The organism is Mycolicibacter heraklionensis (assembly GCF_001021505.1).
In the GTDB taxonomy this organism is placed as follows: domain Bacteria; phylum Actinomycetota; class Actinomycetes; order Mycobacteriales; family Mycobacteriaceae; genus Mycobacterium; species Mycobacterium heraklionense.
Genome location: NZ_LDPO01000014.1, coordinates 48,692 through 70,552 on the forward strand (window position 1 = coordinate 48,692; position 21,861 = coordinate 70,552).

Annotated in this window: 19 protein-coding genes; 9 read left to right on the forward strand and 10 right to left on the reverse strand. The window is 69.0% G+C overall.

Going from position 1 to position 21,861, the window contains the following annotated elements:
* Positions 1-6: 6 nt before the first annotated feature.
* Complete coding sequence (locus ABW16_RS16130) at positions 7-1,605, reverse strand: Na+/H+ antiporter (protein WP_047320207.1); 1,599 nt, start codon at positions 1,603-1,605, stop codon at positions 7-9.
* Between the two features lie 79 nt (positions 1,606-1,684).
* Here ABW16_RS16130 and purT point away from each other — a divergent pair, with 79 nt between their 5' ends.
* From purT to ABW16_RS16145, 3 genes are read left to right on the forward strand one after another with little or no spacing between them, the layout of a single operon-like run.
* Positions 1,685-2,938: a formate-dependent phosphoribosylglycinamide formyltransferase gene (gene purT, locus ABW16_RS16135; RefSeq protein WP_047320208.1), complete on the forward strand. Its 1,254-nt coding sequence runs from the start codon at positions 1,685-1,687 to the stop codon at positions 2,936-2,938.
* A gap of 43 nt (positions 2,939-2,981) precedes the next feature.
* Complete coding sequence (locus tag ABW16_RS16140; protein ID WP_047320209.1) at positions 2,982-3,386, forward strand: rhodanese-like domain-containing protein; 405 nt, start codon at positions 2,982-2,984, stop codon at positions 3,384-3,386.
* Positions 3,383-4,612, forward strand: coding sequence for an O-succinylhomoserine sulfhydrylase (locus ABW16_RS16145; RefSeq protein WP_047320210.1), 1,230 nt, complete (start codon positions 3,383-3,385; stop codon positions 4,610-4,612). The genes ABW16_RS16140 and ABW16_RS16145 overlap by 4 nt, the downstream gene beginning before the upstream one ends.
* Positions 4,613-4,618: 6 nt before the next feature.
* On the opposite strand, the gene ABW16_RS16150 is transcribed toward ABW16_RS16145, so the two are convergent.
* The 6 genes from ABW16_RS16150 to ABW16_RS16175 all read right to left on the reverse strand — a co-directional run bounded on the left by ABW16_RS16150 (position 4,619) and on the right by ABW16_RS16175 (position 12,745).
* Entirely contained in the window at positions 4,619-5,023 is a 405-nt protein-coding gene (locus tag ABW16_RS16150) for a hypothetical protein (RefSeq protein ID WP_047320211.1), read from the reverse strand.
* A gap of 99 nt (positions 5,024-5,122) precedes the next feature.
* Positions 5,123-5,977, reverse strand: coding sequence for an SDR family oxidoreductase (locus ABW16_RS16155; protein WP_047320212.1), 855 nt, complete (start codon positions 5,975-5,977; stop codon positions 5,123-5,125).
* A 55-nt stretch (positions 5,978-6,032) separates the two neighbouring features.
* On the reverse strand, positions 6,033-6,794 hold the full coding sequence (locus tag ABW16_RS16160; RefSeq protein ID WP_047320213.1) for an isocitrate lyase/PEP mutase family protein: 762 nt from the start codon (positions 6,792-6,794) through the stop codon (positions 6,033-6,035).
* 70 nt (positions 6,795-6,864) lie between these two features.
* A complete protein-coding gene (locus tag ABW16_RS16165) occupies positions 6,865-8,049 on the reverse strand; it encodes an acyl-CoA dehydrogenase family protein (RefSeq protein WP_047320214.1) in 1,185 nt (394 codons plus the stop codon).
* Between the two features lie 38 nt (positions 8,050-8,087).
* On the reverse strand, positions 8,088-11,063 hold the full coding sequence (locus ABW16_RS26465) for a PGRS repeat-containing protein (RefSeq protein ID WP_052956944.1): 2,976 nt from the start codon (positions 11,061-11,063) through the stop codon (positions 8,088-8,090).
* A 140-nt stretch (positions 11,064-11,203) separates the two neighbouring features.
* Positions 11,204-12,745, reverse strand: coding sequence for an acyl-CoA synthetase (locus ABW16_RS16175; protein ID WP_109519629.1), 1,542 nt, complete (start codon positions 12,743-12,745; stop codon positions 11,204-11,206).
* 455 nt (positions 12,746-13,200) lie between these two features.
* Between ABW16_RS16175 and ABW16_RS16180 the strand changes: the two genes are divergently transcribed.
* Both ABW16_RS16180 and ABW16_RS16185 read left to right on the forward strand, forming a co-directional pair.
* Positions 13,201-13,725 carry a hypothetical protein gene (locus ABW16_RS16180; RefSeq protein ID WP_233424793.1) on the forward strand — a complete coding sequence of 175 codons (525 nt, stop codon included), beginning with the start codon at positions 13,201-13,203 and terminating at the stop codon, positions 13,723-13,725.
* A 44-nt stretch (positions 13,726-13,769) separates the two neighbouring features.
* On the forward strand, positions 13,770-14,882 hold the full coding sequence (locus ABW16_RS16185) for an alkaline phosphatase family protein (protein ID WP_047320215.1): 1,113 nt from the start codon (positions 13,770-13,772) through the stop codon (positions 14,880-14,882).
* Positions 14,883-14,948: 66 nt separating this feature from the next.
* Here the strand turns inward: ABW16_RS16185 and ABW16_RS16190 are convergent, their stop codons facing one another.
* Positions 14,949-16,445 carry a potassium/proton antiporter gene (locus ABW16_RS16190; RefSeq protein ID WP_047320216.1) on the reverse strand — a complete coding sequence of 499 codons (1,497 nt, stop codon included), beginning with the start codon at positions 16,443-16,445 and terminating at the stop codon, positions 14,949-14,951.
* A 156-nt stretch (positions 16,446-16,601) separates the two neighbouring features.
* On the opposite strand from ABW16_RS16190, the gene ABW16_RS16195 reads away from it, so the two are divergent.
* Together ABW16_RS16195 and ABW16_RS16200 are read left to right on the forward strand one after the other, a co-directional pair.
* On the forward strand, positions 16,602-17,282 hold the full coding sequence (locus ABW16_RS16195) for a potassium channel family protein (RefSeq protein WP_047320217.1): 681 nt from the start codon (positions 16,602-16,604) through the stop codon (positions 17,280-17,282).
* 25 nt (positions 17,283-17,307) lie between these two features.
* Complete coding sequence (locus tag ABW16_RS16200) at positions 17,308-18,222, forward strand: SAM-dependent methyltransferase (protein ID WP_047320218.1); 915 nt, start codon at positions 17,308-17,310, stop codon at positions 18,220-18,222.
* A gap of 10 nt (positions 18,223-18,232) precedes the next feature.
* Here ABW16_RS16200 and ABW16_RS16205 read toward each other — a convergent pair whose 3' ends face one another.
* Positions 18,233-18,628, reverse strand: coding sequence for a heme-binding protein (locus tag ABW16_RS16205; protein ID WP_047320219.1), 396 nt, complete (start codon positions 18,626-18,628; stop codon positions 18,233-18,235).
* Between the two features lie 219 nt (positions 18,629-18,847).
* On the reverse strand, positions 18,848-19,603 hold the full coding sequence (locus tag ABW16_RS16210; protein ID WP_047320220.1) for an MBL fold metallo-hydrolase: 756 nt from the start codon (positions 19,601-19,603) through the stop codon (positions 18,848-18,850).
* Between the two features lie 43 nt (positions 19,604-19,646).
* Between ABW16_RS16210 and fgd the strand changes: the two genes are divergently transcribed.
* Complete coding sequence (fgd, locus tag ABW16_RS16215; protein WP_047320221.1) at positions 19,647-20,657, forward strand: glucose-6-phosphate dehydrogenase (coenzyme-F420); 1,011 nt, start codon at positions 19,647-19,649, stop codon at positions 20,655-20,657.
* A 48-nt stretch (positions 20,658-20,705) separates the two neighbouring features.
* Entirely contained in the window at positions 20,706-21,821 is a 1,116-nt protein-coding gene (ald, locus tag ABW16_RS16220; protein ID WP_047320222.1) for an alanine dehydrogenase, read from the forward strand.
* The last annotated feature ends 40 nt before the right edge of the window (positions 21,822-21,861 follow it).

Sequence of the window (21,861 nt, forward strand, 5' to 3'; positions counted from 1 at the left end):
CGCCACCTAATCCAGGTTCAGGGTCGCCTCTTCCAGATCCAGCCGGTGCAGCACAGCGCGCAGCACCTGATCGTCGATCCGGCCGAGGTCGCGTTCATTGATCAGCGCCACCCGCTCGGCGGCCAGCATCTCCAGCCGGAGCCGGCGAAACGCCGCGGCGGCGGTCTCGTCGCTGTCGTCGTGGTCGGGGTCGAAGCGGCGCAGCCGTTCCCGGGCCGCGTTGCGCCGCCGGGTGTTCAAGCCGCGCAACGCGTCGGCGGCGCGTTCGCTGGCCGGTGACGGTTCCGTCGAGGCGAGCACTTCGTCCAGGCGCTCGGCCGCGGCCAGGGCCGCTTTGTCCTGCGCGGCGGCCGCGGCGATCGCATCGGCATGGTCCTGGTCGACGGGAACGCCCAGCCGGCGGATCACCCAGGGCAGCGTCAGCCCGTGCAGCAGCAGGGTGCCCACCACCACCACGAAGGTCAGGAACACCAGCTGCGGACGGCCCGGGAACGGTTGCCCGGACAGCGTCGTCAGTGGCACACCGAACGCGGCCGCCAGCGACACCACGCCACGCATGCCGGCCCAGGCCAGCACGAACACCTGGCCCGGGGTCGGTGCGGGTTCACGCTGCCGGACCTTCGCCGAGAGCATCCGGGGCCCGTAGGCGAACGTCACCACCCACACCGCCCGCACCACCAGCAGCGTCCCGAACACCGCCAGCGACGCAACGGTCAGGGTCGAGAAGCGCACCCCATGCAGGTTCTGCACCACCGCCGGCAGTTGCAGTCCGATCAGCAGAAACGCCAACGACTCCAGCACCAGTTGCACCGCGCGCCAGACGGCCTGGTCCTGCAGTCGGGTGGCGTAGTGGGCGCGGGTGAAGCGCTGTCCGAGGATCAATGCGGCAACCACCACCGCGAGCACCCCGGAGCCGTGGATCTCTTCGGCCGCCAGGTAGATGACGAACGGGGCCAGCAGACCGACCGCGCTCTCCACCACCGGGTCGGTCAGCCGGGCCCGGATCACCACGATCACGGCGCCGAACGCCACCCCGACCGCCACGCCGCCCACGGCGGCCAGCGCGAAGGTCAGCAGACCCATGCCCCAGCCGGTCGCCACACCGATGGCCGCGGCCAGCGCCACCTTGTAGACGGTCAGCGCCGTCGCGTCGTTGAGCAAACTCTCGCCGCCCAGCAGCGTCATGATCCGGCGCGGCAATCCGACGCGGCGACCGATGGCGGTCGCCGACACCGCATCCGGCGGCGCCACGATCGCGCCCAGCGTCAGCGCCGCGGCCAGGGTCAGCTCCGGCACGGTGTAGTAGGCGACCACGCCGACGGCGACCGTGGTGGCCAGCGGCAGCCCGACGGCCAGCAGGATGATGGGGCGCTTGTTGCGGCGCATGCTGATCACGGAGCTTTCCAACCCGGCCGACCACAGCAGCGGCGGCAGGATCACGAACAGCACCAGGTCTGGCCGCAGGACGATCTCCGGCACCGCGGGGATCAGCCCGACCAGCAGGCCGGTGATCACCAATACCAGCGGCGCGGACAGTTTGCGATGCCGCGCGATGGCCGCGACCAGCACCGCGGCCACCAGGGGACCCAACAGTGCGGCGTTCACCGTCGCTGCACCTCCGTCCGCTTTCACCCCTATCCTGGAGCAGCATGCAACATTTGCCGTGGCGCGGGGAGGGTGGGCGGTGAACGGCGAGGCGGGTGAGTTGGCGACCGAGCGGTTGCCCACCGACGGTCCCAGCCGTACCAGGGTCGCGTTGCTCGGGTCCGGTGATCTCAGTCGCGAGCTGGTGACGGCGCTGCAGCGCCTGGGCGCCGAGGTGATCGCCGTCGACCGCTACGCCGACTCCCCGTTGCACGGCGTTGTTGATCGCTCGGTGGTGGTGGACCTCGGCGACAACGACGAGCTGGCGGCGGCCATCAGATGGTTGCAGCCGAAATTCGTGGTGGTCGCCTCCGAGGTGGTGGCGACCGACGCGTTGACCGCCGCCGTCGACACCGGATTCACCGAATTGGTGCCCGGCATCCGCGGTGCCCGGTTGGCCGCCGACGCCGAGGGAATGCGGCGGCTGGCCTCCGACGACTTGGGACTGCCCACCGCGCCGTTCTGGTTTGCCGGCTCGGTCGAGGAACTGCGCGCGGTGGCCGAGCGGGCCGGCTACCCGATGTCGGTCAAACCGGTGGGCGGCTCGCTCGGCGAGGGCCGTTCGGTGATGGTCCGCGACAGCGACATCGAACCCGCCTGGCAGCGCGCGGTGGCCGCCAGCACCTCGGAGACGCCGCCGCGGGTGCTGGCCGAGACGGTGGTCGAGTTCGACAGCGAGGTCACCCTGCTGGCCGTCCACCGCGACGGTCCGGACGGGCCGGCGCTGGACTTCTGCGTACCGATCGGCCACCGCAGCGTCGAGGAGCCGAACGGCCAACTGACGGTGGAATTCTGGCAACCGCACCCGATGAGCCCGGTGGCGCTGGATGCGGCCAAGTCGATTGCCGCGCGGGTCGCCCGCGCTCTCGGTGGACGCGGCCTGTTCGGGGTGGATCTGCTGGTATACGGCGATGAGGTGTATTTCGCCGGGGTCAACGTGCGCCCGTACGACGCCACCCTGCTGACGTTGCGTACGCAGCGGCTTTCCGGTTTCGAGCTGCAGGCGCGGGGGATCCTCGGGCTGGCGACCGACACCATCATGGTCTCGCCCGGCGCCGCCCGGCTGATCTACTCGCGCCGCCGCGTCGGCACCGCGGCCGAGACCACGCCGGACAGTGTGGCGGTGGTCGCCGATGCACTCAGCGTGACCGAAAGTGATGTCGTGGTGTTCGGGCACCACGAGGGGCACCCCCGTCGGCGGCTGGGCTTGGCGCTGGCCACCGGGCCAGACATCACGGTCGCCCGCGACCGCGCGGCGCAGGTGGCGACCGTTCTGGGCAAGCTCTGGCCGTGACCCCCCGTGGCGTCAAACTGGTTCAGGTGCGAGACTTCCGCAGGTGAGCTACGCAGGAGATATCACACCCGAGCAGGCCTGGGCGATACTGCGCGATGACCCGGCGGCGACGCTCATCGACGTGCGCACCGACGCCGAATGGCGCTTCGTCGGGCTGCCTGACGTGTCCGGTCTGGGCCGCGACGTGGTCTGCATCGAGTGGGTTCACTCCGACGGGACCCCCAACCTGGACTTCTCCCGCGAACTGGCCGCGCGCGTCGGCAGCGGGCCTGCGATCTTCCTGTGCCGCTCGGGCAACCGCTCCATTGGGGCCGCCGAAGCCGGTACCGCGCTGGGATTGACCCCGTCCTACAACGTGTTGGACGGCTTCGAGGGCCAGCTTGACGAGCACGCTCACCGGGGTGGCACCGGCTGGCGAGCCGTCGGCCTGCCCTGGAAGCAGTCATGAGTCGGCCGGAACCGACCCGCTCCGTCCGCATCCCGAAACCGCTGCCGGACGGTGTCAGCGCGGCCACCATCGGGGTCCGAGGTGGTCTGCTGCGCACGCAGTTCGAGGAGACCGCCGAGGCGCTGTTCCTGAGCTCCGGATACGTCTACGAGTCCGCGGCCGCCGCGGAGCAGGCGTTCACCGGCGAGGTCGACCGGTTCGTCTACTCGCGCTACGGCAACCCGACGGTGTCGATGTTCGAGGAACGGCTGCGCCTGATCGAGGGGGCCCCGGCGGCGTTCGCCACCGCCAGCGGCATGGCGGCGGTGTTCGTGGCACTCGGCGCGCTGTTGAAAGCCGGCGACCGTCTGGTGGCCGCGCGCAGCCTGTTCGGGTCCTGCTTCGTGATCTGCAACGAGATCCTGCCCCGCTGGGGCGTGGAAACCGTCTTCGTCGACGGCGAGGACATGGCGCAGTGGGAGCAGGCGCTCTCGGTACCCACCAACGCGGTGTTCTTCGAGACACCGTCCAACCCGATGCAGTCACTGGTCGACATCGCCGCGGTCACCGAGCTGGCCCACGCTGCCGGCGCGAAAGTGGTGCTGGACAACGTGTTCGCGACCCCGCTGCTGCAGCAGGGTCTACCGCTCGGGGTGGATGTGGTGGTGTACTCCGGCACCAAGCACCTCGACGGGCAGGGCCGGGTCCTGGGCGGGGCGATCCTGGGCGACCGGGAATACATCGACGGCCCGGTACAGACCCTGATGCGGCACACCGGACCGGCGCTGAGTGCCTTCAACGCGTGGATCCTGCTGAAAGGCCTTGAAACACTGGCAATTCGGGTTGACTACGCAAACTCCGCAGCGCTGAAGATCGCGGAGTTCCTGGAGCGGCATCCGGCGGTGCGCTGGGTGCGCTACCCCTTCTTGGCGTCGCATCCGCAATACGATTTGGCCCGCCGGCAGATGTCCGGCGGCGGCACCGTCATCACCTTCGAGCTCGATGCACCCCAAAGTGCCGCCAAGCAGCGGGCATTCGAGCTGCTGGGCAAGCTGACGCTGATCGACATCTCCAACAACCTGGGCGACGCCAAGTCACTGATCACCCACCCGGCCACCACCACCCACCGGGCGATGGGACCCGACGGGCGTGCCGCGATCGGGCTCGGCGACGGGGTGGTGCGGATCTCCGTCGGGCTGGAGGGCACCGACGATCTGATCGCCGACCTGGATCAGGCACTGGGGTAAACAGACTCAGGGTGCCGGTGGTGCCGGCTGGTCGGGTGGTGCCGGCTGGCCAGGTGGTGGAGGTTGGTCGGGTGGCGCCGGTGCGTCTGGGGGAATCGCCCCTTCGCAGCCGCCGGGCGGTGGCGGAGCCGGCATGACGTTGTTACCGCTGTCGCCTACGCAGTCGTAGTTCCAGGTCGGACCCACCCAGCCGTTGCCGCCCATCCACTGGTGCCAGTACGACCCGTCGGGATAGTGCTCGCCGTCGCACACCCGCAGCCGCCCGAATCCCCATTGCCCACCGGGACACCAGTTCTGGGTCAAATCGGGCTTGTGCGGGTCCGACCGGTCGGCATAAGCCAGCGGTGTCGGTGCCATGATCGCGGTAATGCAACAGACCGCGACGCCCAGCGACGTCAGACCCATCTTCATTTCGGCGCACCCCTTCGACCCGGGATTCCCCTACGGGTGACGCTACTGAGTCGCGCTGCGGGTTGGCTGGGAGTCCGCTGGGAGTGATCCCCCTGGGGCTCAGTCGCTTTCGACGACGCCGGTGGCGTGCTGCGCCCGGTCCTCGTAGGCCTTGCGGGCCGCGGTGTCCAGCTGCAGGAACACGGTGTCGTTGTGCGTCTTCTTGTTCAGCCAGCGACGGCCCCGATCCGGCAGCAGGGTTGCCAGGATCGCCGCGCGACGCCCGAAACCGGGTACGGAAACCAGGGTCTTGGGCTTGTCGAGCACCTTGATGACCCCGGCGGCGATGTCTTCGGGCTCTACCGGCTTCTGTGCCGCCGACGGCGATGTGCCCGAGATCAATTCGGTGTTGGTGAAGGTCGGTAGCACGGCGGAGACCGACACGCCCTGCGGAGCGAACTCATCGGACATCGCGGTGCTCAGGCCGACGACGGCGAATTTCGTTCCGGCGTACAGCACTTGGCCCGGCACCGCCACGATCCCGGCCATCGAGGCGATGTTGATGATGTGGCCGCTGCGTCGCTTGACCATCTCGGGAAGCACCAGCTGGCAGCCGTTGAGCACGCCGTAGAAGTTGACCTCGGTCGCCGAGCGGATGGTCTCCGGCGTCTGGTCGAGGAACGGCCCGACTGGCATGACGCCGGCATTGTTGATCAGCACGTCGATGTGGCCTTCGCCGTCGGCGCGGGCCTTGTCCAAGAACATCGAGAACGATTCGCGGTCGGTGACGTCCAGCGGGTGGCCGGAGACCTGACCGCTCGAACTCAGCTGCTTGACCGCCTTGTCCAGAATGGCGACGTCACGGTCGCCGATGACGACCCGAGCGCCACGCGCCAGCAGGGCGGTGGCAGTGGCCAGCCCGATACCACGGGCGGCGCCGGTGATGGCGATGGTCTTACCGCGAATGTTGTCCACGACGACGAACTTAACAGGTGTCAAATTCGGTGTCGACGGTATGGGAAGGCTGCGCTCAGGCCCAGCGAGCCAGGAGCTCGCCGGCGTGCTTGCCCAGGGCGGCCTGGAATAGCGGTCCGAAGCTGATCCGAGCGATGCCGAGCGGACCGAACGAGGCAGGGTCGGCGGTATCGGGTGCGGCCAGGGCATTGACCGGTTTCGGCAGCGCGGACGCCAGGACGCGCAGGGTCGCTGCGTCATGGAAACCGACCGGGTAGAGCACGTCCGCTCCCGCGTGAGCGCATTCGGTCAGCCGGGCGATCGCGCGGTCGACGCGGTCGGTGTCGTCACCGTCCTTGCGAAGGAACAGGTCCGTGCGGGCGTTGATCACCAGATGCGGTCCTGCGGCGTCAGCGGCCGCCCGCAGCGCGGCCACATACTCGGCGTGCTCGGATGACGACCGCAGTCGCTTGCCTTCGCTGTGCACCGAGTCTTCGATGTTGCACCCGACCACCCCGGCATCCAGCAGGCCTTCGACCAGGCGGGCGGGCGACTCGGCGTAGCCGGACTCGATGTCGAGCGACACCGGCACATCGACGGCGGCGGTGATCTGGCGTGCCCGTTCCAGGACTTCGGCGAACGACATACCTTCGCCGTCGGTCTTGCCCATCGATTCGGCAACCGGCTTGCTGCCGATGGTCAGCGCGGCGAATCCGGCGCCCACGGCCAGCTTGGCCGACCACGCATCCCACACGGTTGGCAGGATCACCGGATTACCCGCTTGGTGCAGCGCCAGGAATGCCGCCGCCTGTTGCCCCAGAACCTCGCGACTCGTCATTTTCACAACCATGCCATGTGAGAATTCATCAGGGAAGCCCGGGTTTACCTTCCGGGGCCGTCGCCCCGTATCAGCGGAAGGCGCCGAGACCGGTGAACGCCTGACCGAGCACCAGTTGATGCATCTCGGGAGTGCCCTCGTAGGTCAGCACCGACTCCAGGTTGACCATGTGCCGAATCACCGGGTATTCCAGTGATATCCCGTTGCCTCCCAGAATGGTTCGTGCGGTGCGGCAGATCTCCAGTGCGGCGCGGGTGTTGTTGAGCTTGCCGAAGCTGACCTGCTCGGGCCGCAGCCCGGCGCTGTCTTTGAGCCGGCCCAGGTGCAGCGACAGCAGCTGCCCCTTGTGCAGTTCGAGGGCCATGTCGACGAGCTTGGCCTGGGTGAGCTGGAAACCGGCGATCGGCCTGCCGAACTGGGTGCGCTGCGTGGCGTAGTCGCGGGCCGCCTGCCAGGCCGAGCGGGCCGCACCCATTGCGCCCCAGATGATTCCGTAACGCGCCTCGGACAAACTGGCCAACGCGCCCTTGACGCCACGGGCCTTCGGCAGCATGGCCTCGGCCGGCAGACGCACGTCGTCGAGCACCAGTTCACTGGTGATCGACGCGCGCAGCGACAGCTTGTGGTGGATGGTGTTCGCGGTGAACCCCGGGGTGTTGGTGGGAACGATGAAACCGCGGACGCCGTCGTCGGTGGCCGCCCACACCACCGCGACGTCGGCGATGGAGCCATTGGTGATCCACATTTTCCGGCCATTAAGAACCCAATCGGATCCGTCACGCTTGGCCCGGGTGGTCATGGCGGCCGGATCGGAGCCGACGTCGGGCTCGGTCAGCCCGAAGCAGCCGATCAGTTCACCGGCGGCCATGCCCGGCAGCCACTGTTGCTTCTGCTCTTCGGAACCGTTGTTGTAGATCGAGTACATGGCCAGCGAGCCCTGCACCGACACCAGGGAGCGCAGGCCGGAGTCGGCGGCCTCCAACTCCACGCAGGCCAGTCCGTAATGCACCGCCGATGCCCCGCCGCAGCCGTAACCGTCCAGGTGCATGCCCAGCAGCCCGAGCTTGCCGAATTCCCGGGCCAGTTCGCGAGCCGGCAGGTCGCCGATCTCGAACCATTCGGCGATGTGCGGCATGACGTGTTCGACGCAGAACTTGGCGACGGTGTCGCGCAGCGCGATTTCGTCGTCGGAGAGCAGGGTGTCCAGGCTCAGCGGATCGATCGGGTCGAAGGGCGCGGTGCTGCCGGTTGCCATTCGTTCATCCTGCCACCCGGTGGGTGGCTTGGATCAGGTCAGCTTCCGCTGTCGGAACTCGCGCTGGGCGTCCCGGGCGCGCCCGGGGTTCCGTCGGCGCTGCCGTTGCCGCCGACGCCGCCGGCCTGACCAGCCGCGCCGTCCGCACCGCCGTTGGCGCCGTTGCCCCCGACGCCGCCGCTGCCGTCGCCGTTCGGGCCGACCTGTCCGCCGGTACCACCTGCGCCGCCCGCGCCCCCGGCACCGCCGGGACCGGTCTCGGTGGCGCCTGCGCCATTACCGCCGTTCCCGCCGGCACCGCCGTCGCCACCGTTGGCCGCCGCGGTGCCAGTGCCACCGGCGCCGCCATTGCCGCCGACGCCGCCGGCGCCTCCCGGCTGCGTGGTGGCGTCGGTCGCGTCGCCAGCCGGCGTGGTGTAGTCGGCGCCGCTGGTGCCGGCGTTGCCGCCCTGCCCGCCGTTGCCACCGGTACCGCCATCCAGCCCGATGCCGCCATTTCCGCCGGTCCCACCCTGCACGGTGGTGCTGCCTCCGCCGGTGCCGCCGTTGCCGCCAGTGCTGCCCGCACCGACGCCGGTACCACCTGTGCCTCCGGTGCCGCCGGCGACGCCGCCGGAAATGTAGTTGGTGCCGCTGCCCGCGGCGCCGTCCCCGCCGGTGCCGCCGGTGCCGCCGTTGACTCCGGTGCCACCGGTCCCACCCTGGCCACCGTTGGCCATACCGCCCGCTCCGCCTACGCCACCATCACCGCCGGTGCCGGCATTTCCGGCGCCACCGCCACCACCGCCACCGCCACCGGCGGCGCCGCCGCTGGGCGACGTGTCTGGGGTTCCGCCCAAGTTGTTGAAGTTGTTGAGCAGGCCGCCCAACCCGGTGCCGCCGACACCCCCGGCGCCGCCTTGGCCGGCGACCCCGCCACCGCTGGTGCCCCCGGCCCCGCCGGCACCGCCGGCACCACCGCTGCCGCTGAACGGGCTGCCGGCGCCGCCGCTTCCACCGCTACCGCCGTAGCCGGCCAACGCTCCTTCGGAGCCGTTGCCACCCGCACCGCCGACGCCGCCGACGCCGCCGTTGCCGCCGATCGGCGAGGCTATGGCACCGCCGCCGCCCGTTCCGCCATTGCCGGCAACGGCGTCAGTGCCGCTGGCGTTGCCGCCATTACCGCCTGCGCCGCCAGTGCCGGGCGTACCCGAGCCGCCCAGGAAGCCGCCGCCGCTGCCGTCGCCACCGTTGCCGCCGTCGCCTGCGAGACCGCCGGCGCCGCTGGCGATGCCCCCGGCCCCGCCGGCCCCGCCGTCGGCGCCACTGCCGCCGAAAATGCCGCTGGCGGAGGTCAGTGTGGATAGGGGATTTTCGGACAGCCCGGCGAGCTTGTCGAGCTGGGCCTGCAGTTCCTCAGTGGACTTCCCGCTGAGGAGCGCGAGCTGAGTGATGAACGCACCGAACTGATCGGGCGAGCTGATAAGGCCGCCCAGCGAACCGGCATTGCCGCCACCGCCGCCGGTACCGGCGATGCCGCCGGTTCCGGTGCTGGCGCCGCCCGTTCCGCCGGCACCGCCCGCACCGGCCTGGCCGCCGCTGAGCAGACTGCCTATCCCGCCCGCACCGCCGTCGCCGCCTGCACCGGCGACACTGTTGACACCGGAGACCGCGCCGCCGTCGCCACCGACTCCACCCGCGCCACCGGTGCTGCCGAAGATCGTCATAGCGATGCCGCCGAAGCCTCCGTCACCGCCCGCACCTGCGGTGCTACCGTCACCGCCCGCGTCGCCGCCCGCACCACCATTGCCGGCCGCCCCGCCATTGCCGCCGAAGATCGCAATGACGGAACCGCCGTGACCACCGGTGCCGCCGGCGCCGCCGGTGGTCAGGTCACCGTCGCTGGCTCCGCCGGCTCCGCCCGTGCCGCCGCTACCGCCGGTAAGGCCGAAGACGGAGGTGGCGCCGCCGCCCATTCCGCCATTTCCGCCGGCCCCCCCGGTGTCGCCGTCGCCGCCAGCGCCGCCCTGTCCGCCGGAGCTGCCGACGACCCCAGTCACCTGAGACGTCGAAAAGCCTCCGCTGCCTCCGCTTCCGCCGGCGCCACCGGTCAGCCCGCTACCACCGGCTCCGCCGTTTCCGCCTTCGCCGCCGATCTTGAACAGGTACGCGCCACTGTGCTTAACGCCGCTATCGGGGGCACCGCCGGCCACAGCCAGGGAACCGCCGTTGCCACCCAGGCCGCCGTTGCCGCCGGTGCCATCCGCCGCATCGCCCCCAGCTCCGCCGTTTCCGCCGACACCGCCGAAGGAGAACCACTTTCCGGCCGCGCCCCCGCCGTCGCCGCCGTCGCCACCGTTACCGCCGGCCAGGCCCGCGCCACCGTCGCCGCCCGCCCCGCCGATACCGATCAGGGTGCCGCTGGTGCCGCCGTCGCCGCCGTCGGCGCCATCGCCACCGATCCCGCCGGCGCCACCATTGCCGAAGAGCCCGGCCGCGCCGCCGTTGCCGCCGGCCAGGCCGGCCACATCGGAGTCATAGCCCGCGCCGCCGTCGCCGAACAGCCAGCCACCGCCGCCACCGTTGGGGTCGACGTCGGTGCCGTCGACACCGTTGCAGATCAGCCCGCACACGGAATCGGAAGCGAACAGCGGATTGATCAGGTCGCCGAACTGCTGCCCGAACGAGCTGGACATCCAGTCCTGCATACCGGCGTGCAGATCCAGGTAGATGCTCTGCGCGAAGTCATCGAGACTGACGGTCGAGAAGCTGAAGTCGGCCGCGCCCACACCGTCGAACCAGGTCGACAGATCCCCAAGGCCCAGGGCGTCGGGGTCGAACACCGCGGTGCCGACATCACCCGGGTTGAACCAGCTGGCCGGGTCCAACCAGTAGCTCGGGTCGAGCAGATCTTCCAGGTCGGCGCTCGCTGTCGGCGCGAATCCCAGGGGGCTCAACCCCAGGGCCAGCGCGGCGCCCGCTGCCAGAGTGCGGCGACGGTGCTGGGGTGCAACGGATTTGCGCTGGCGCGACATTAGGTGCCTCTCGGTGCAGCGGTCGCGGCCATAACGCCGAACCAGATTTAGGGGTCTCCGATGGGGAATTTACCGTAACTTAACAAAGCCTGCAGTCCACTGGATGTTCGCTGCGGATTGCCCCGAAGAAACCTGTGAGGTCACTGTCCGTCTGGTTCGCCGGAAAGCACCTCGCGGAGCTGGTACTTCACCACTTTCCCGGACTGTGTGCGGGGCAAGGCGTCGACGAACTCCAGCCGGATCGGCAGTTTGAACGCCGCAAGCTTGGCCCGGGCATGCTCGCGCAGCTCATCTAGCTCTAACGTCGCGCCCGGCCGCAGCACCACCACGGCCGTCACCGCCTCGCCCCACTTCTCGTGCGGGGTGCCCAGCACCGCCACTTCGGCGACGGCCGGATGCCCGTAGAGGACGTCTTCGACCTCGGCCGGGTAGACGTTCTCGCCACCGGAGATCACCATGTCCTTCACCCGGTCGAGCACCCAGACATAACCCTCGTCGTCGGCCTGCCCGATATCGCCGGTGTGAAACCAGCCCTCGGCGTCGATCACCGCCGCGGTGGCCTCCGGGTTCCGCCAGTAGCCGGCCATCACCTGCGGCCCGCGCACGCAGATCTCCCCGCGCACGCCGGCGGGCACCGGCCGGTTCTCGAGATCGACAAGCCGCACATCCGACAGTGGCAGCACCTGGTTGCCCGCGGCGCCGATCTTCACGCCGACCTCATCGGTGCGCAGCACCAAGGCCAGGGGGGCGGTCTCGGTGAGGCCGTAGCCCTGCGCGAAGGGGATGCCCCGCTCGGCGTAGCGGTGGATCAGCGGCTCGGGCACCGGCGCGCCACCGCAGACGAAGCTGCGCACGCTGGACAGGTCGGTGTCGGCGAATTCCGGCCGTTGGCTCATGAACAGGAACATCGCCGGCACCCCGAACATGGTGGTGATCCGCTCTTCGGCGATGAGTCGCAGCGCTTCGGCGGGATCGAAGGTGGGCATCAGCACGATCCGGCCGCCCTTCTGCAAGGTCAGCAGAGTGGTGACGTTGAGCCCGCCGATGTGAAACAACGGCGCGCAGACCAACGACACGTCGTTCTGGCTGGTGTCGAACGTCAGCAGGGCATTGATGTTGTTCCAGAACAGGTTTGCGTGGGTGAGCATGGCGCCCTTGGGATGCCCGGTGGTCCCGGAGGTGTACATGATCACCGCGATGTCGTCGGGCTCGGCGAATACCGGGGCGGTCAGTGGTGCCCGCCCGGCCAGCAGCTCGTCGAGCACCTCCCAGCCCGGGACCGGGGCCAGCGCAATCACCCGGCGCAGCCCGGCCTGCGCACGCACCGGATCGATCACCGTGGCGCGCTCAGCGTCGGCCACCAGGGTGTGCGCCTGCGCGTTGCCCAGGATGTAGCCGAGCTCGTCGGCGGTCAGTCGCCAGTTCAGCGGCACGAAAGAGGCGCCGATCCGTGCGGCGGCGAACAGCGTGACCAGAAAGTCCGGGTGGTTCAGGCCCGCGTAGCCGACCCGATCCCCGCGCTGCATGCCCCCGGCGGCCAGTTCGGCCGCCAGCCGGTCGATGCGATCCGCGAAATCTCGGTAGGTCCACGTGCTTTCGCCGTAGGTGATGGCCGGCAGGTTCGGCGTCGCCGCGGCCCGCCGAGAGATCCAGGAGCCGAGATCGATCGGGGGAACGTCCACCTCACGAACGCTAGCCCGCGGGCTCTCGGCGCAGGGGCGGTTCGCAGCACCAACACCGTGAGCACCGTTGACGCGATTTATCGATCGCGCTGATTTTTTTATCCAGAAGGTGATTGAACTTCAATAAAAGATAGGAGCCGCGGGGGCTTTTATGTGGATAGCTGAATCATTTGCCGTGTGTTCGGGCCGAGCCTTTGTGACGCCGGTCTCAATTATGGGCGTTACCAGGGAGAATGCTGTGTTCGTAGCTGTGGTGACGAGCGCGGTGACGGAAAGTGAACGGCCTTTGAACAATGTTATTCCGGGTCTTTTCGGCTCGCCGAATTGGGCGAGAAACGACTAAGTTCGGCCTCGCCCGAGCGGAGCGTCGCCGGGCCGTCTACTGAAGAAGGGCTTGGCGGATGAGTGGTCCCCGACGCGGCGGTTCGGGACGAGGACAGCGGGCGGCTGCCCGTGTGACGGCCACGATGGTGTCCGCGGGACTCTGCTTGCTCGTCGCACCGGCGGCGCACGCCGACCTCGACGACTTACTCGACACGGTGATCGGCGCGGCCAGCGCCGGCCCCGACCCAGTTGATGTGGTCGACATTCCTGCCGGCTCGGTGGATCTGGACGCCTCCGGCGTTCTTCAGGACCCGCTGGCACAGCTCGATCAGGTGTTGCATGGCGCACCCGGGCAACTCAGTCCGGAGCCGGCCACCGCGGGCACGCCCACCGAGGCCAACTCGGACAGTCCCTCCGACACCACCCCGGCTCCCGCGAACGGCGAGCATCAAACCGGAAACTCCGAAAACTCCAACAACTCCACCAGCTTCCCGAAGCTCAGCATGCCCAGCGGCGGCAATGGTGGCGGCGGCTCCGGCGGTGGCGGTAACGGCTCAGGTGCCCCGGGCGGCAATAACAACAAGACCAAGGCGAACACCAGCGCCACCAAGCCCGGTGCCGATCTGCCGAAAGCCGAGGGCGACGTCGTCCACTAGCGCCTGGGCTGCAGCGCTGCGCCGATCGATGGCAGGCTGAACCGGTGCCCGGTTCGATCTGCGACATCCTGCCGTCCGCGGCCGCGCTGCTGGGGGTTCCGGGCGCGATCGACACACTCGGTCTGCGTGAGCGCGTCGGGGACGTGCGGCGGGTGGTGGTGGTGCTGGTCGACGGGCTGGGCTATCAGTTGTTGCCGCAATTGACGCAGGATGCGCCTCTGCTGGCCTCGGTGCTGGCCGGCGCCACCGGCCAACTGAGCGAGCTGTCGTGCACCTTCCCCTCCACCACACCCACCAGCCTGGTCTCGCTGGGTACCGGCGTACTGCCGGGCGAGCACGGCGTGCTGGGCTTCACCGTCAATGTTCCCGGAACCGATGAGGTGCTCACGCACATCTTCTGGGCCGACGATCCGCCGCCGGCGGCCTGGCAGCCGGTGCCCACCTGGTTCGAGCGGCTGCGCGACGCCGGCGTGGGGGCCCGTGCCGTACTGCCGGAGATGTTCATCGGCAGTGGGCTGACCGAGTCCGCCTACCGAGGCGCGGAGTTCTGCCCGGTGGTCAAGGGCGAGCCCTATGCCCAGCGGGTCGTCACCGAGCTGGCTTCGCCGGGCCTGGTCTATGGCTACACCGCGGCACTCGACCACGCCGCGCACGTGTCGGGGATCGGTTCACCGCACTGGCACGCCGCCGCCGCCAAAGTCGATGCGCTGCTGCGGCATCTCCTCGAGGAACTGCCCCGCGACGCGGCCCTGGTAGTCACCGCGGACCACGGCGGGCTCAACGTGCCCGAGGAGGCTCGCATCGACCTGGACGCCGACCCGGCGCTGCGTGCCGGAATCCGGGTGGTCGCCGGCGAGCCGCGGGTGCGCTACCTGCACACCGAGCCCGGTGCCACGGCTGACGTGCTGGCGGCCTGGACGGAGCGGCTGGCCGGGCGGGCCGTGGTGCAGACCCGCGAACAGGCCATTGCCTCCGGGGTTTTCGGGCCGGTGCGCGAGGGCCACCTGGCACGCATCGGCGACATTGTCGTGACCTGTACCGGCGACACCGCCATCCTGGCGACCGAACACGAGCCGCCGCAGACGGTGCAGCTGGTCGGGTTCCACGGCGGGCTCACCCCGGCCGAGACGGCCATCCCGCTGATCGTCTTTCGCTGACTCTGCGTCCAGGGCGTACTCCACTCGAACTTTTCCGCCCTACGCGCAGAGTCATCGCCGGGAGCGTTACTCCTTGTCGCCGTACTCGTCGAACCAGTGCGCCAGCTTGCCGCGCCGGCTGACCGCCCGCAGGCGGCGTTCGGCCGACAGGCGGGTCTTGCTGGTGGTGACGATGAGCAGCTCGTCGCCGACGGTGATGCGGGTGTCGGGCTGGGGGACGAAGGTGTCGCCCTTGCGGATGATCAAGGTGATGACGCTCGGGTCGGGCAGGCGGAGTTCGAGCACTGAGACGTTGTGCAGCTTCGAACCCGGCTGCACGGTCATCGTCAGCAGCTCGGCCTCCAAGACGTCCAGCGGCGCCGCCTCCACCTGAATCTCGCGGGTGGTGTCCCGCGGGATCAGTCGCAGCCAGTGCGCGAAAAGGCCCAGGCTGGGACCCTGTACCACCGTGTAGACCACCACCAGGATGAACACGATGTTGAGCAGGCGGTAGCTGTCCGGTACGCCCTCGACGATCGGGAACGTCGCGAGCACGATCGGAACCGCGCCGCGCAGGCCGGCCCAGGACAGGAAGATCTGCTCTCGCCACGGCACCCGGAACCAGATCAGCGACGCCACCACCGACAGCGGCCGGCTCAACAGCAGCAGGACCGCTCCGATCAGCAGCGCCGGGACCAGCTCGCCGGACAACTGGCTGGGGCTCACCAACAGGCCCAGCAACACGAACAGACCGATCTGCGCCAGCCAGCCCAGGCCCTCGGCGAACGAGCGGATGGCCGCGCGGTGCGGCAGGCCGGAGTTGGCCAGCACCACACCCGACAGATACGCGGCGATGAATCCGCTGGCGTGCACCGAGGCCGCGGCGGCGAACGCCACCATCGCCAGCCCGAAGGTCGCCAGCGGGTACAGGCCGGACGCCGGCAGTGCCGCACGGCGCAGCATCATCGCTCCCAGCAGGCCGGCGATCAGGCCGATCGCCGAGCCGGCCGCCAGCTCGTAGACCACCCCGCCGATGGCGTGGACCGGGTTGATCACCAGCGGCGTGGTGCTCAGCATCAGCACCACGATGGCCGCCGGCGCGTCGTTGAAACCGGACTCGGCCTCCAACAGGCCGGCCACCCGCCGCGGCAGCGGCAGCACGCGCAGGATGGAGAACACCGCCGCGGCGTCGGTGGGCGAGACGATCGCGCCGAGCAGGAAGGCGAGTTGCCAGCTGATGCCCAGCAGCAGGTGCGCGGCCACCGCGATCACCGCCATGCTGACCCCAACGCCGACGGTGGCCAGTACGGCCGCCGGCGCCAGCAGCCGGCGGATGTTGGCGAAGCGGGTCGTCAAACCGCCTTCGACCAGGATCACCGCCAACGCGGTGGTGCCCAGGTCACTGGCCAGTTGCACGTCGGAGAAGTCCAGGCCGAGCCCGTCATTGCCGATCACCACCCCGACCAGCAGGAACAGCAATAGGCTGGGCAACCCGACCCGATCCGCCGCACGGGTGGCGATGATGCTTGCCAGCAGTACCAAGCCTCCGATCAACAGAGCCAGGTAGAGCTGTTCCAGGCTCATCTGATCCCCGTTCGGGCTGTTGGTGGCGGTCGGACCCGCCCGTGTGATTCGCTCAAAGTCAGCGGGTTCGTGTTATGTGTCAGTAAATCAGTAGCGCTGTCACGATCGTGTTACGCCCGGAGTGGCCGGGGCAGCCCGGGGATGAGGGGAGTCGCCATGCGCATCGGGATCGCCGGCGCCGGCGCGGTGGGGCGATCGGTCGCCCGAGAACTGATCGGCGACGGCCACCGGGTGCTGCTGATCGAGCGCAACCCGGCGCACTATCAGCCCCACACCGTCCCGGAAGCCGAGTGGCTGCTGGCCGACGCCTGCGAGCTGAGCGCGCTGCGGGAATGCGGCATCGAGATCTGCGATGTGGTGATCGCCGCCACCGGTGATGACAAGGCCAATTTGGCCACCGCGCTGCTGGCCAAGGCGGAGTTCGGGGTGGCCCGGGTGGTGGCCCGGGTCAACAACGCCCGCAACGAGTCGCTGTTCACCGAAGAGTGGGGGATCGACGTGGCGGTCTCCACCCCGCGGGCGATGGTCGCCGCGGTGGAGGGCGCTATCGACGTCGGCCACCTGGTGCCGTTGATGGGCTTGCGGCGCGGGCAGGCCAGCCTGACGAAACTGACCCTGCCCGACGACAACCCGTTGATCGGTAGGCAGGTCTGCGACATCGTGCTGCCCGAGGGCGCCGCGCTGGTCGCGGTGCAGCGGGGCGACCGGGTGATCCTGCCGCGGGCGACCGAGGCGCTGCAGGCCGGCGACGAGATGCTGTTCGCCGCGGCCAGCGGGCTGGACGACCAGGTCCGGGCGATGGTGCACGGTGCGCCCGCCGGCAGAAGGTTGTATTGACGCCGTGCCGCCGCGGTGGGGACCTGTGAATACGGCGCCGAACGAGCAGGATGACGCCGGGAGCTTGGCCAGCGGTGCCGGCGTCATCGCCACCGTGCTGGCGGCCGCACGCGCGGCGGCGGTGTCGCGGGGCCTGATCAACGACCCGTTCGCGGCGCCGTTGGTGCACAAGGTGGGCCTGGAGTTCTGCATCCGGGTCGCCGACGGTGACCTGGACATCAGTCGGCTCGGCAAAGACGGGGGGTTTCCTCGTTTTGCGGAGTTCTCAGCGGCACGAACCCACTTCTTTGACGCGTTTTTCACCGACGCCGCCCGCGGTGGCATCCGCCAGGCGGTGATGCTGGGTTCGGGGCTGGACACCCGCGCCTACCGGCTGTGGTGGCCACCCGACACCCTCGTCTACGAGGTCGACCACCCACACGTCGTCGACTTCAAGACCACCACCATGCGGGCCTGGGACGCCACGCCGAGCGTCAACCGTCGCGCGGTCGGCGTTGACCTACGCGGCGACTGGCCGGCGGCCCTGCGGCGGGTCGGTTTCGACGCCGCCGCGCCCACCGCTTGGGTGATCGAGGGCCTGCTGGTCTGGTATGTCCCCTCGGATGCGCAGAACCGCCTGCTCGACGGTGTCACCGAGCTCAGCGCCCCGGGCAGCCGACTCGCCGCCGATCACGCGGTGCCACCGAGCCGCCCGCAGGCGGTGCACCACGAGTCACTCGTCGAGCGGTGGCGCCGACGCGGCCTGAGTCTTACCGGACCCGGACCGTTCTATTCCGGAGAGCACACCGATGTCGTGCGGCATCTCACCGAAAGCGGCTGGGCCACAACTCAATCCGGTATCGCTGACCTGTTCGCGGCGGCGAGGTTGCCCGGGCTGTCCGACCGTGAGCTCGATGGTGCTCCGGCGGCCATCCGCTACGTCGCGGCCACCCGTATCTGACCAGGGGGCGTTAGCCCGCCATGAATTCGGCGTAGGCAGAAGCCAACTCGGGCGGCAGGCCGGTGGTTTGGCATTGCCGTTGGGTCTCACCGATGGGCGCCAGAATTCCGCGCAGCTCGTAGTACTCCTGGGGGTGAGCAGTGAAGTAGCTGCGCACATCAGCCGCGGCTTGCGGCCGCGGGGAGTTGATGGCCTGATTCACCACGGCGTTGGCGCCGGGGTGAGCGGCCAGGTACTGCTGTGCGGAACCGGTCACCGAGTTCACGGTGCTCGATACCCCGGCCGGACTGCAGTCCGGTGCCGCAGACGCCGAGGGGGCGGCGACCAGGGTGGCGGCGGTGGCGCACAGCAGTCCGACGCCGAGGCCGAATCTGCGAATCATGGTGAAGCCGTGGGCTTTCGACATGGATGTTTTCCTTCCGGGTGGTGAATGCAATTCCCGTCCGGAGCCCAAGGTACGCGCGGCCCGAGTGCACGCCCTGTGTCCTGGAGCACAGCCAGGGGTGCTCGTGGCAACCGTTCCTGCACTTGCCGCACGATTAAACGGCAAATGCTCCACAACTGCGGAGCGGTTCGGTAAGAGACGCTCTTAATCGCCGAGGTCGGCGCTTATCCGATCGTGACCTTAATGTTTGCTCGCACGGTCGATCGCGGCGTCAGCGGCTTCTTTGATCGGTCCGAGCCAGACGTCGCCGTGACCGGGTGCCAGGATCTCGGTCTCCAGCAGAGCCAGCGCACTGAGGCTGCGGAGACAGTCATCCTGGCTGTGGCTGAACAGCGCCGGCAGCAGCTGCGGCCCGGTATGGGCCAATACCGGGTGGCCGGTGATCAGCGCATCCCCGCTGGCCAGCACGCCGTCGACCAGATAGGAGCAGTGTCCGCGGGTATGGCCCGGAGTCGGGATGGCGACCGGCGAACCGGGCAGCCCCGCGGCGATCTCCCCGGTCAGCGGTTGCGCGGACGGGATGCCCTCACGGTTCAGGCCGCCGCTGCGCACCACGTGCGCGCTCCACAGTGCCCAGCTCGGCCGCCACAGCCGCGGAGCCAGCGCCAGCGGTGAAACCTGCTCCAGGTACTCGCGTTTGGCGTGGCCGACCTCGTCGGCATGGCAGTACACCGGAGTGCCGTGGGTCTTTGCCAGCCAGATCGCCGCACCGAAATGGTCGACGTGGGCATGGGTGAGCAATACCGCCCGCACGTCGGCCGGGCGATAGCCCAGGGCGCCCAGCGACGCCAACACGTCGGTGCGATCGCCGGGGTAGCCCGCGTCGATCAACATCACGCCGGTGTCATCGGTGACCAGCAGCCAATTGACGGCCTCGCCGCGGGCCAAATACACCCGCTCGGTCACCGGAACGAGCTCCACGAGCTTCTCACCCATGCCCGTGAGTTTAGAAAGGCGGCGGGAGAGTAGAAAAGGTGGAATGGCGGAACTAAAACTCGGGTACAAGGCATCGGCGGAGCAGTTCGGACCGCGGGAACTGGTGGAGCTCGGCGTCGCCGCCGAAGCGCACGGCATGGACAGCGCTACCGTCAGCGACCACTTCCAGCCCTGGCGCCACGAAGGCGGCCACGCCCCGTTCTCGCTGGCCTGGATGACCGCGGTCGGAGAGCGCACAAGCAAGATCGTGCTGGGCACCTCCGTGCTGACCCCGACGTTCCGGTACAACCCCGCCGTCGTCGCGCAGGCTTTCGCCACGATGAGCTGCCTGTATCCCCAGCGGATCTTTCTGGGCGTCGGCACCGGGGAGGCGTTGAACGAGATCGCCACCGGCTTCACCGGCGAGTGGCCCGAGTTCAAGGAGCGGTTCGGACGCCTGCGTGAGTCGGTGCGGCTGATGCGCGAACTGTGGCGTGGTGACCGGGTGGACTTTGACGGCGACTACTACAAGCTCAAGGGCGCCTCGATCTATGACGTCCCCGAGTCGGGAGTGCCGGTCTACATCGCGGCCGGCGGGCCGGCGGTGGCGAAGTACGCCGGGCGTGCCGGGGACGGCTTCATCTGCACTTCCGGCAAGGGCGAGGAGCTCTACACCGAGAAGCTGATGCCGGCGGTGTTGGAAGGTGCGGCCGCCGCGGAGCGAGACGCCGACGCGATCGACAAGATGATCGAGATCAAGATCTCCTACGACCCGGATCCCGACCTGGCGCTGAACAACACCCGATTCTGGGCGCCGCTGTCACTGACCGCCGAGCAGAAGCACTCCATCGACGACCCGATCGAGATGGAGAAGGCGGCCGACGCGCTGCCGATCGAGCAGATCGCCAAACGCTGGATCGTCGCGTCGGACCCGGACGAGGCGGTGGAGAAGGTCGGCGAGTACGTGAAGTGGGGCCTGAACCACCTGGTGTTCCATGCTCCGGGCCACGACCAGCGCCGTTTCCTGGAGCTGTTCAAGACCGACCTGGAGCCGCGGCTGCGCCGGCTGGGCTGATGGTGCGGCCTCGCAGGTGGTAACTCACGGACCAACAAGGAGCCCCTGATGCGGGTCGGCATCCCAGCCGAGGTCAAGAACAACGAGTTCCGGGTGGCCATCACACCTGCCGGTGTCTCGGAGCTGGTCCGCCGCGGGCACAGCGTCTTGGTGCAGGCCGGTGCCGGTGCGGGGTCGTCAATCAGTGATTTGGAGTTCAAATCCGCCGGCGCAGAGATCAGTTCAGGTGCGGAAAGCATCTGGGCCGAGGCCGATCTGGTGCTCAAGGTAAAAGAACCAATCGAGCACGAGTACCCGATGATGCGGTCGAACCAGGTCTTGTTCACCTATCTGCATCTGGCCGCGTCCCGGGCGTGCACCGCGGCGTTGCTCAATGCGGGCATCACATCAATCGCGTACGAGACCGTAAGCGCCGACGACGGTTCGCTGCCCTTGCTCGCGCCAATGAGCGAGGTGGCGGGCCGGCTGGCGGCACAGGTTGGCGCGTTCTACCTGATGACGCCGGCTGGGGGCCGCGGCGTCCTGATAGGCGGTGTGCCGGGCGCCCGTTCGGCTGAGGTCGTGGTGATCGGGGGCGGCACGGCAGGCTATAACGCAGCACGGGTCGCTGTCGGAATGGGTGCGGATGTGACCATCTTGGATGTTGACCTGAGGCGACTGCGGGAGCTGGATGCGACCTTCGACGGCCGCGTCCACACGCAGTATTCATCGGCATTGGACCTTGAGGCCGCAGTCGAGCGAGCCGATCTGGTTATCGGCGCGGTGCTGGTGCCTGGTGCCAGAGCGCCCAAGCTGATCTCCAATTCGGTTGTGGCGCAGATGAAACCGGGTGCGGTGGTCGTGGACATCTCCATCGATCAGGGCGGCTGCTTCGAGGATTCGCGACCGACCACGCACGACGACCCGACCTACACCGTGCACAACACGCTCTTCTACTGCGTGGCCAATATGCCCGGCGCGGTTCCGGGTACCTCGACATTCGCACTGACCAACGCCACCATGCCGTATGTGGTCCGGGTCGCCGACTCCGGATGGCGTGGGGCGTGTCAAGCCGATGTCGCGTTGGCGCGCGGACTCACCACTCATGATGGCGCGCTGTTGAATCAGCAGGTTGCCGACGCTCTGAGCCTGCCGTTCACCGAACCGGAGGCGGTCCTGGCGTAGCAGAACCGCGATGCTGCACCTGCAATCGCGTGAAGGCTCT

Bases quoted from the DNA above. Each gene is read 5' to 3' on its own strand.
- ABW16_RS16205 (WP_047320219.1), bottom strand. From the start codon at position 18,628: ATGTCGAAAGCCCACGGCTTCACCATGATTCGCAGATTCGGCCTCGGC.
- ABW16_RS16150 (WP_047320211.1), bottom strand. From the start codon at position 5,023: ATGAAGATGGGTCTGACGTCGCTGGGCGTCGCGGTCTGTTGCATTACC.
- ABW16_RS16165 (WP_047320214.1), bottom strand. From the start codon at position 8,049: ATGGCAACCGGCAGCACCGCGCCCTTCGACCCGATCGATCCGCTGAGC.
- ABW16_RS16160 (WP_047320213.1), bottom strand. From the start codon at position 6,794: ATGACGAGTCGCGAGGTTCTGGGGCAACAGGCGGCGGCATTCCTGGCG.
- ABW16_RS26465 (WP_052956944.1), bottom strand. From the start codon at position 11,063: ATGTCGCGCCAGCGCAAATCCGTTGCACCCCAGCACCGTCGCCGCACT.
- ABW16_RS16190 (WP_047320216.1), bottom strand. From the start codon at position 16,445: ATGAGCCTGGAACAGCTCTACCTGGCTCTGTTGATCGGAGGCTTGGTA.
- ABW16_RS16145 (WP_047320210.1), top strand. From the start codon at position 3,383: ATGAGTCGGCCGGAACCGACCCGCTCCGTCCGCATCCCGAAACCGCTG.
- fgd (WP_047320221.1), top strand. From the start codon at position 19,647: ATGGCGGAACTAAAACTCGGGTACAAGGCATCGGCGGAGCAGTTCGGA.
- ABW16_RS16195 (WP_047320217.1), top strand. From the start codon at position 16,602: ATGCGCATCGGGATCGCCGGCGCCGGCGCGGTGGGGCGATCGGTCGCC.
- ald (WP_047320222.1), top strand. From the start codon at position 20,706: ATGCGGGTCGGCATCCCAGCCGAGGTCAAGAACAACGAGTTCCGGGTG.
- ABW16_RS16210 (WP_047320220.1), bottom strand. From the start codon at position 19,603: ATGGGTGAGAAGCTCGTGGAGCTCGTTCCGGTGACCGAGCGGGTGTAT.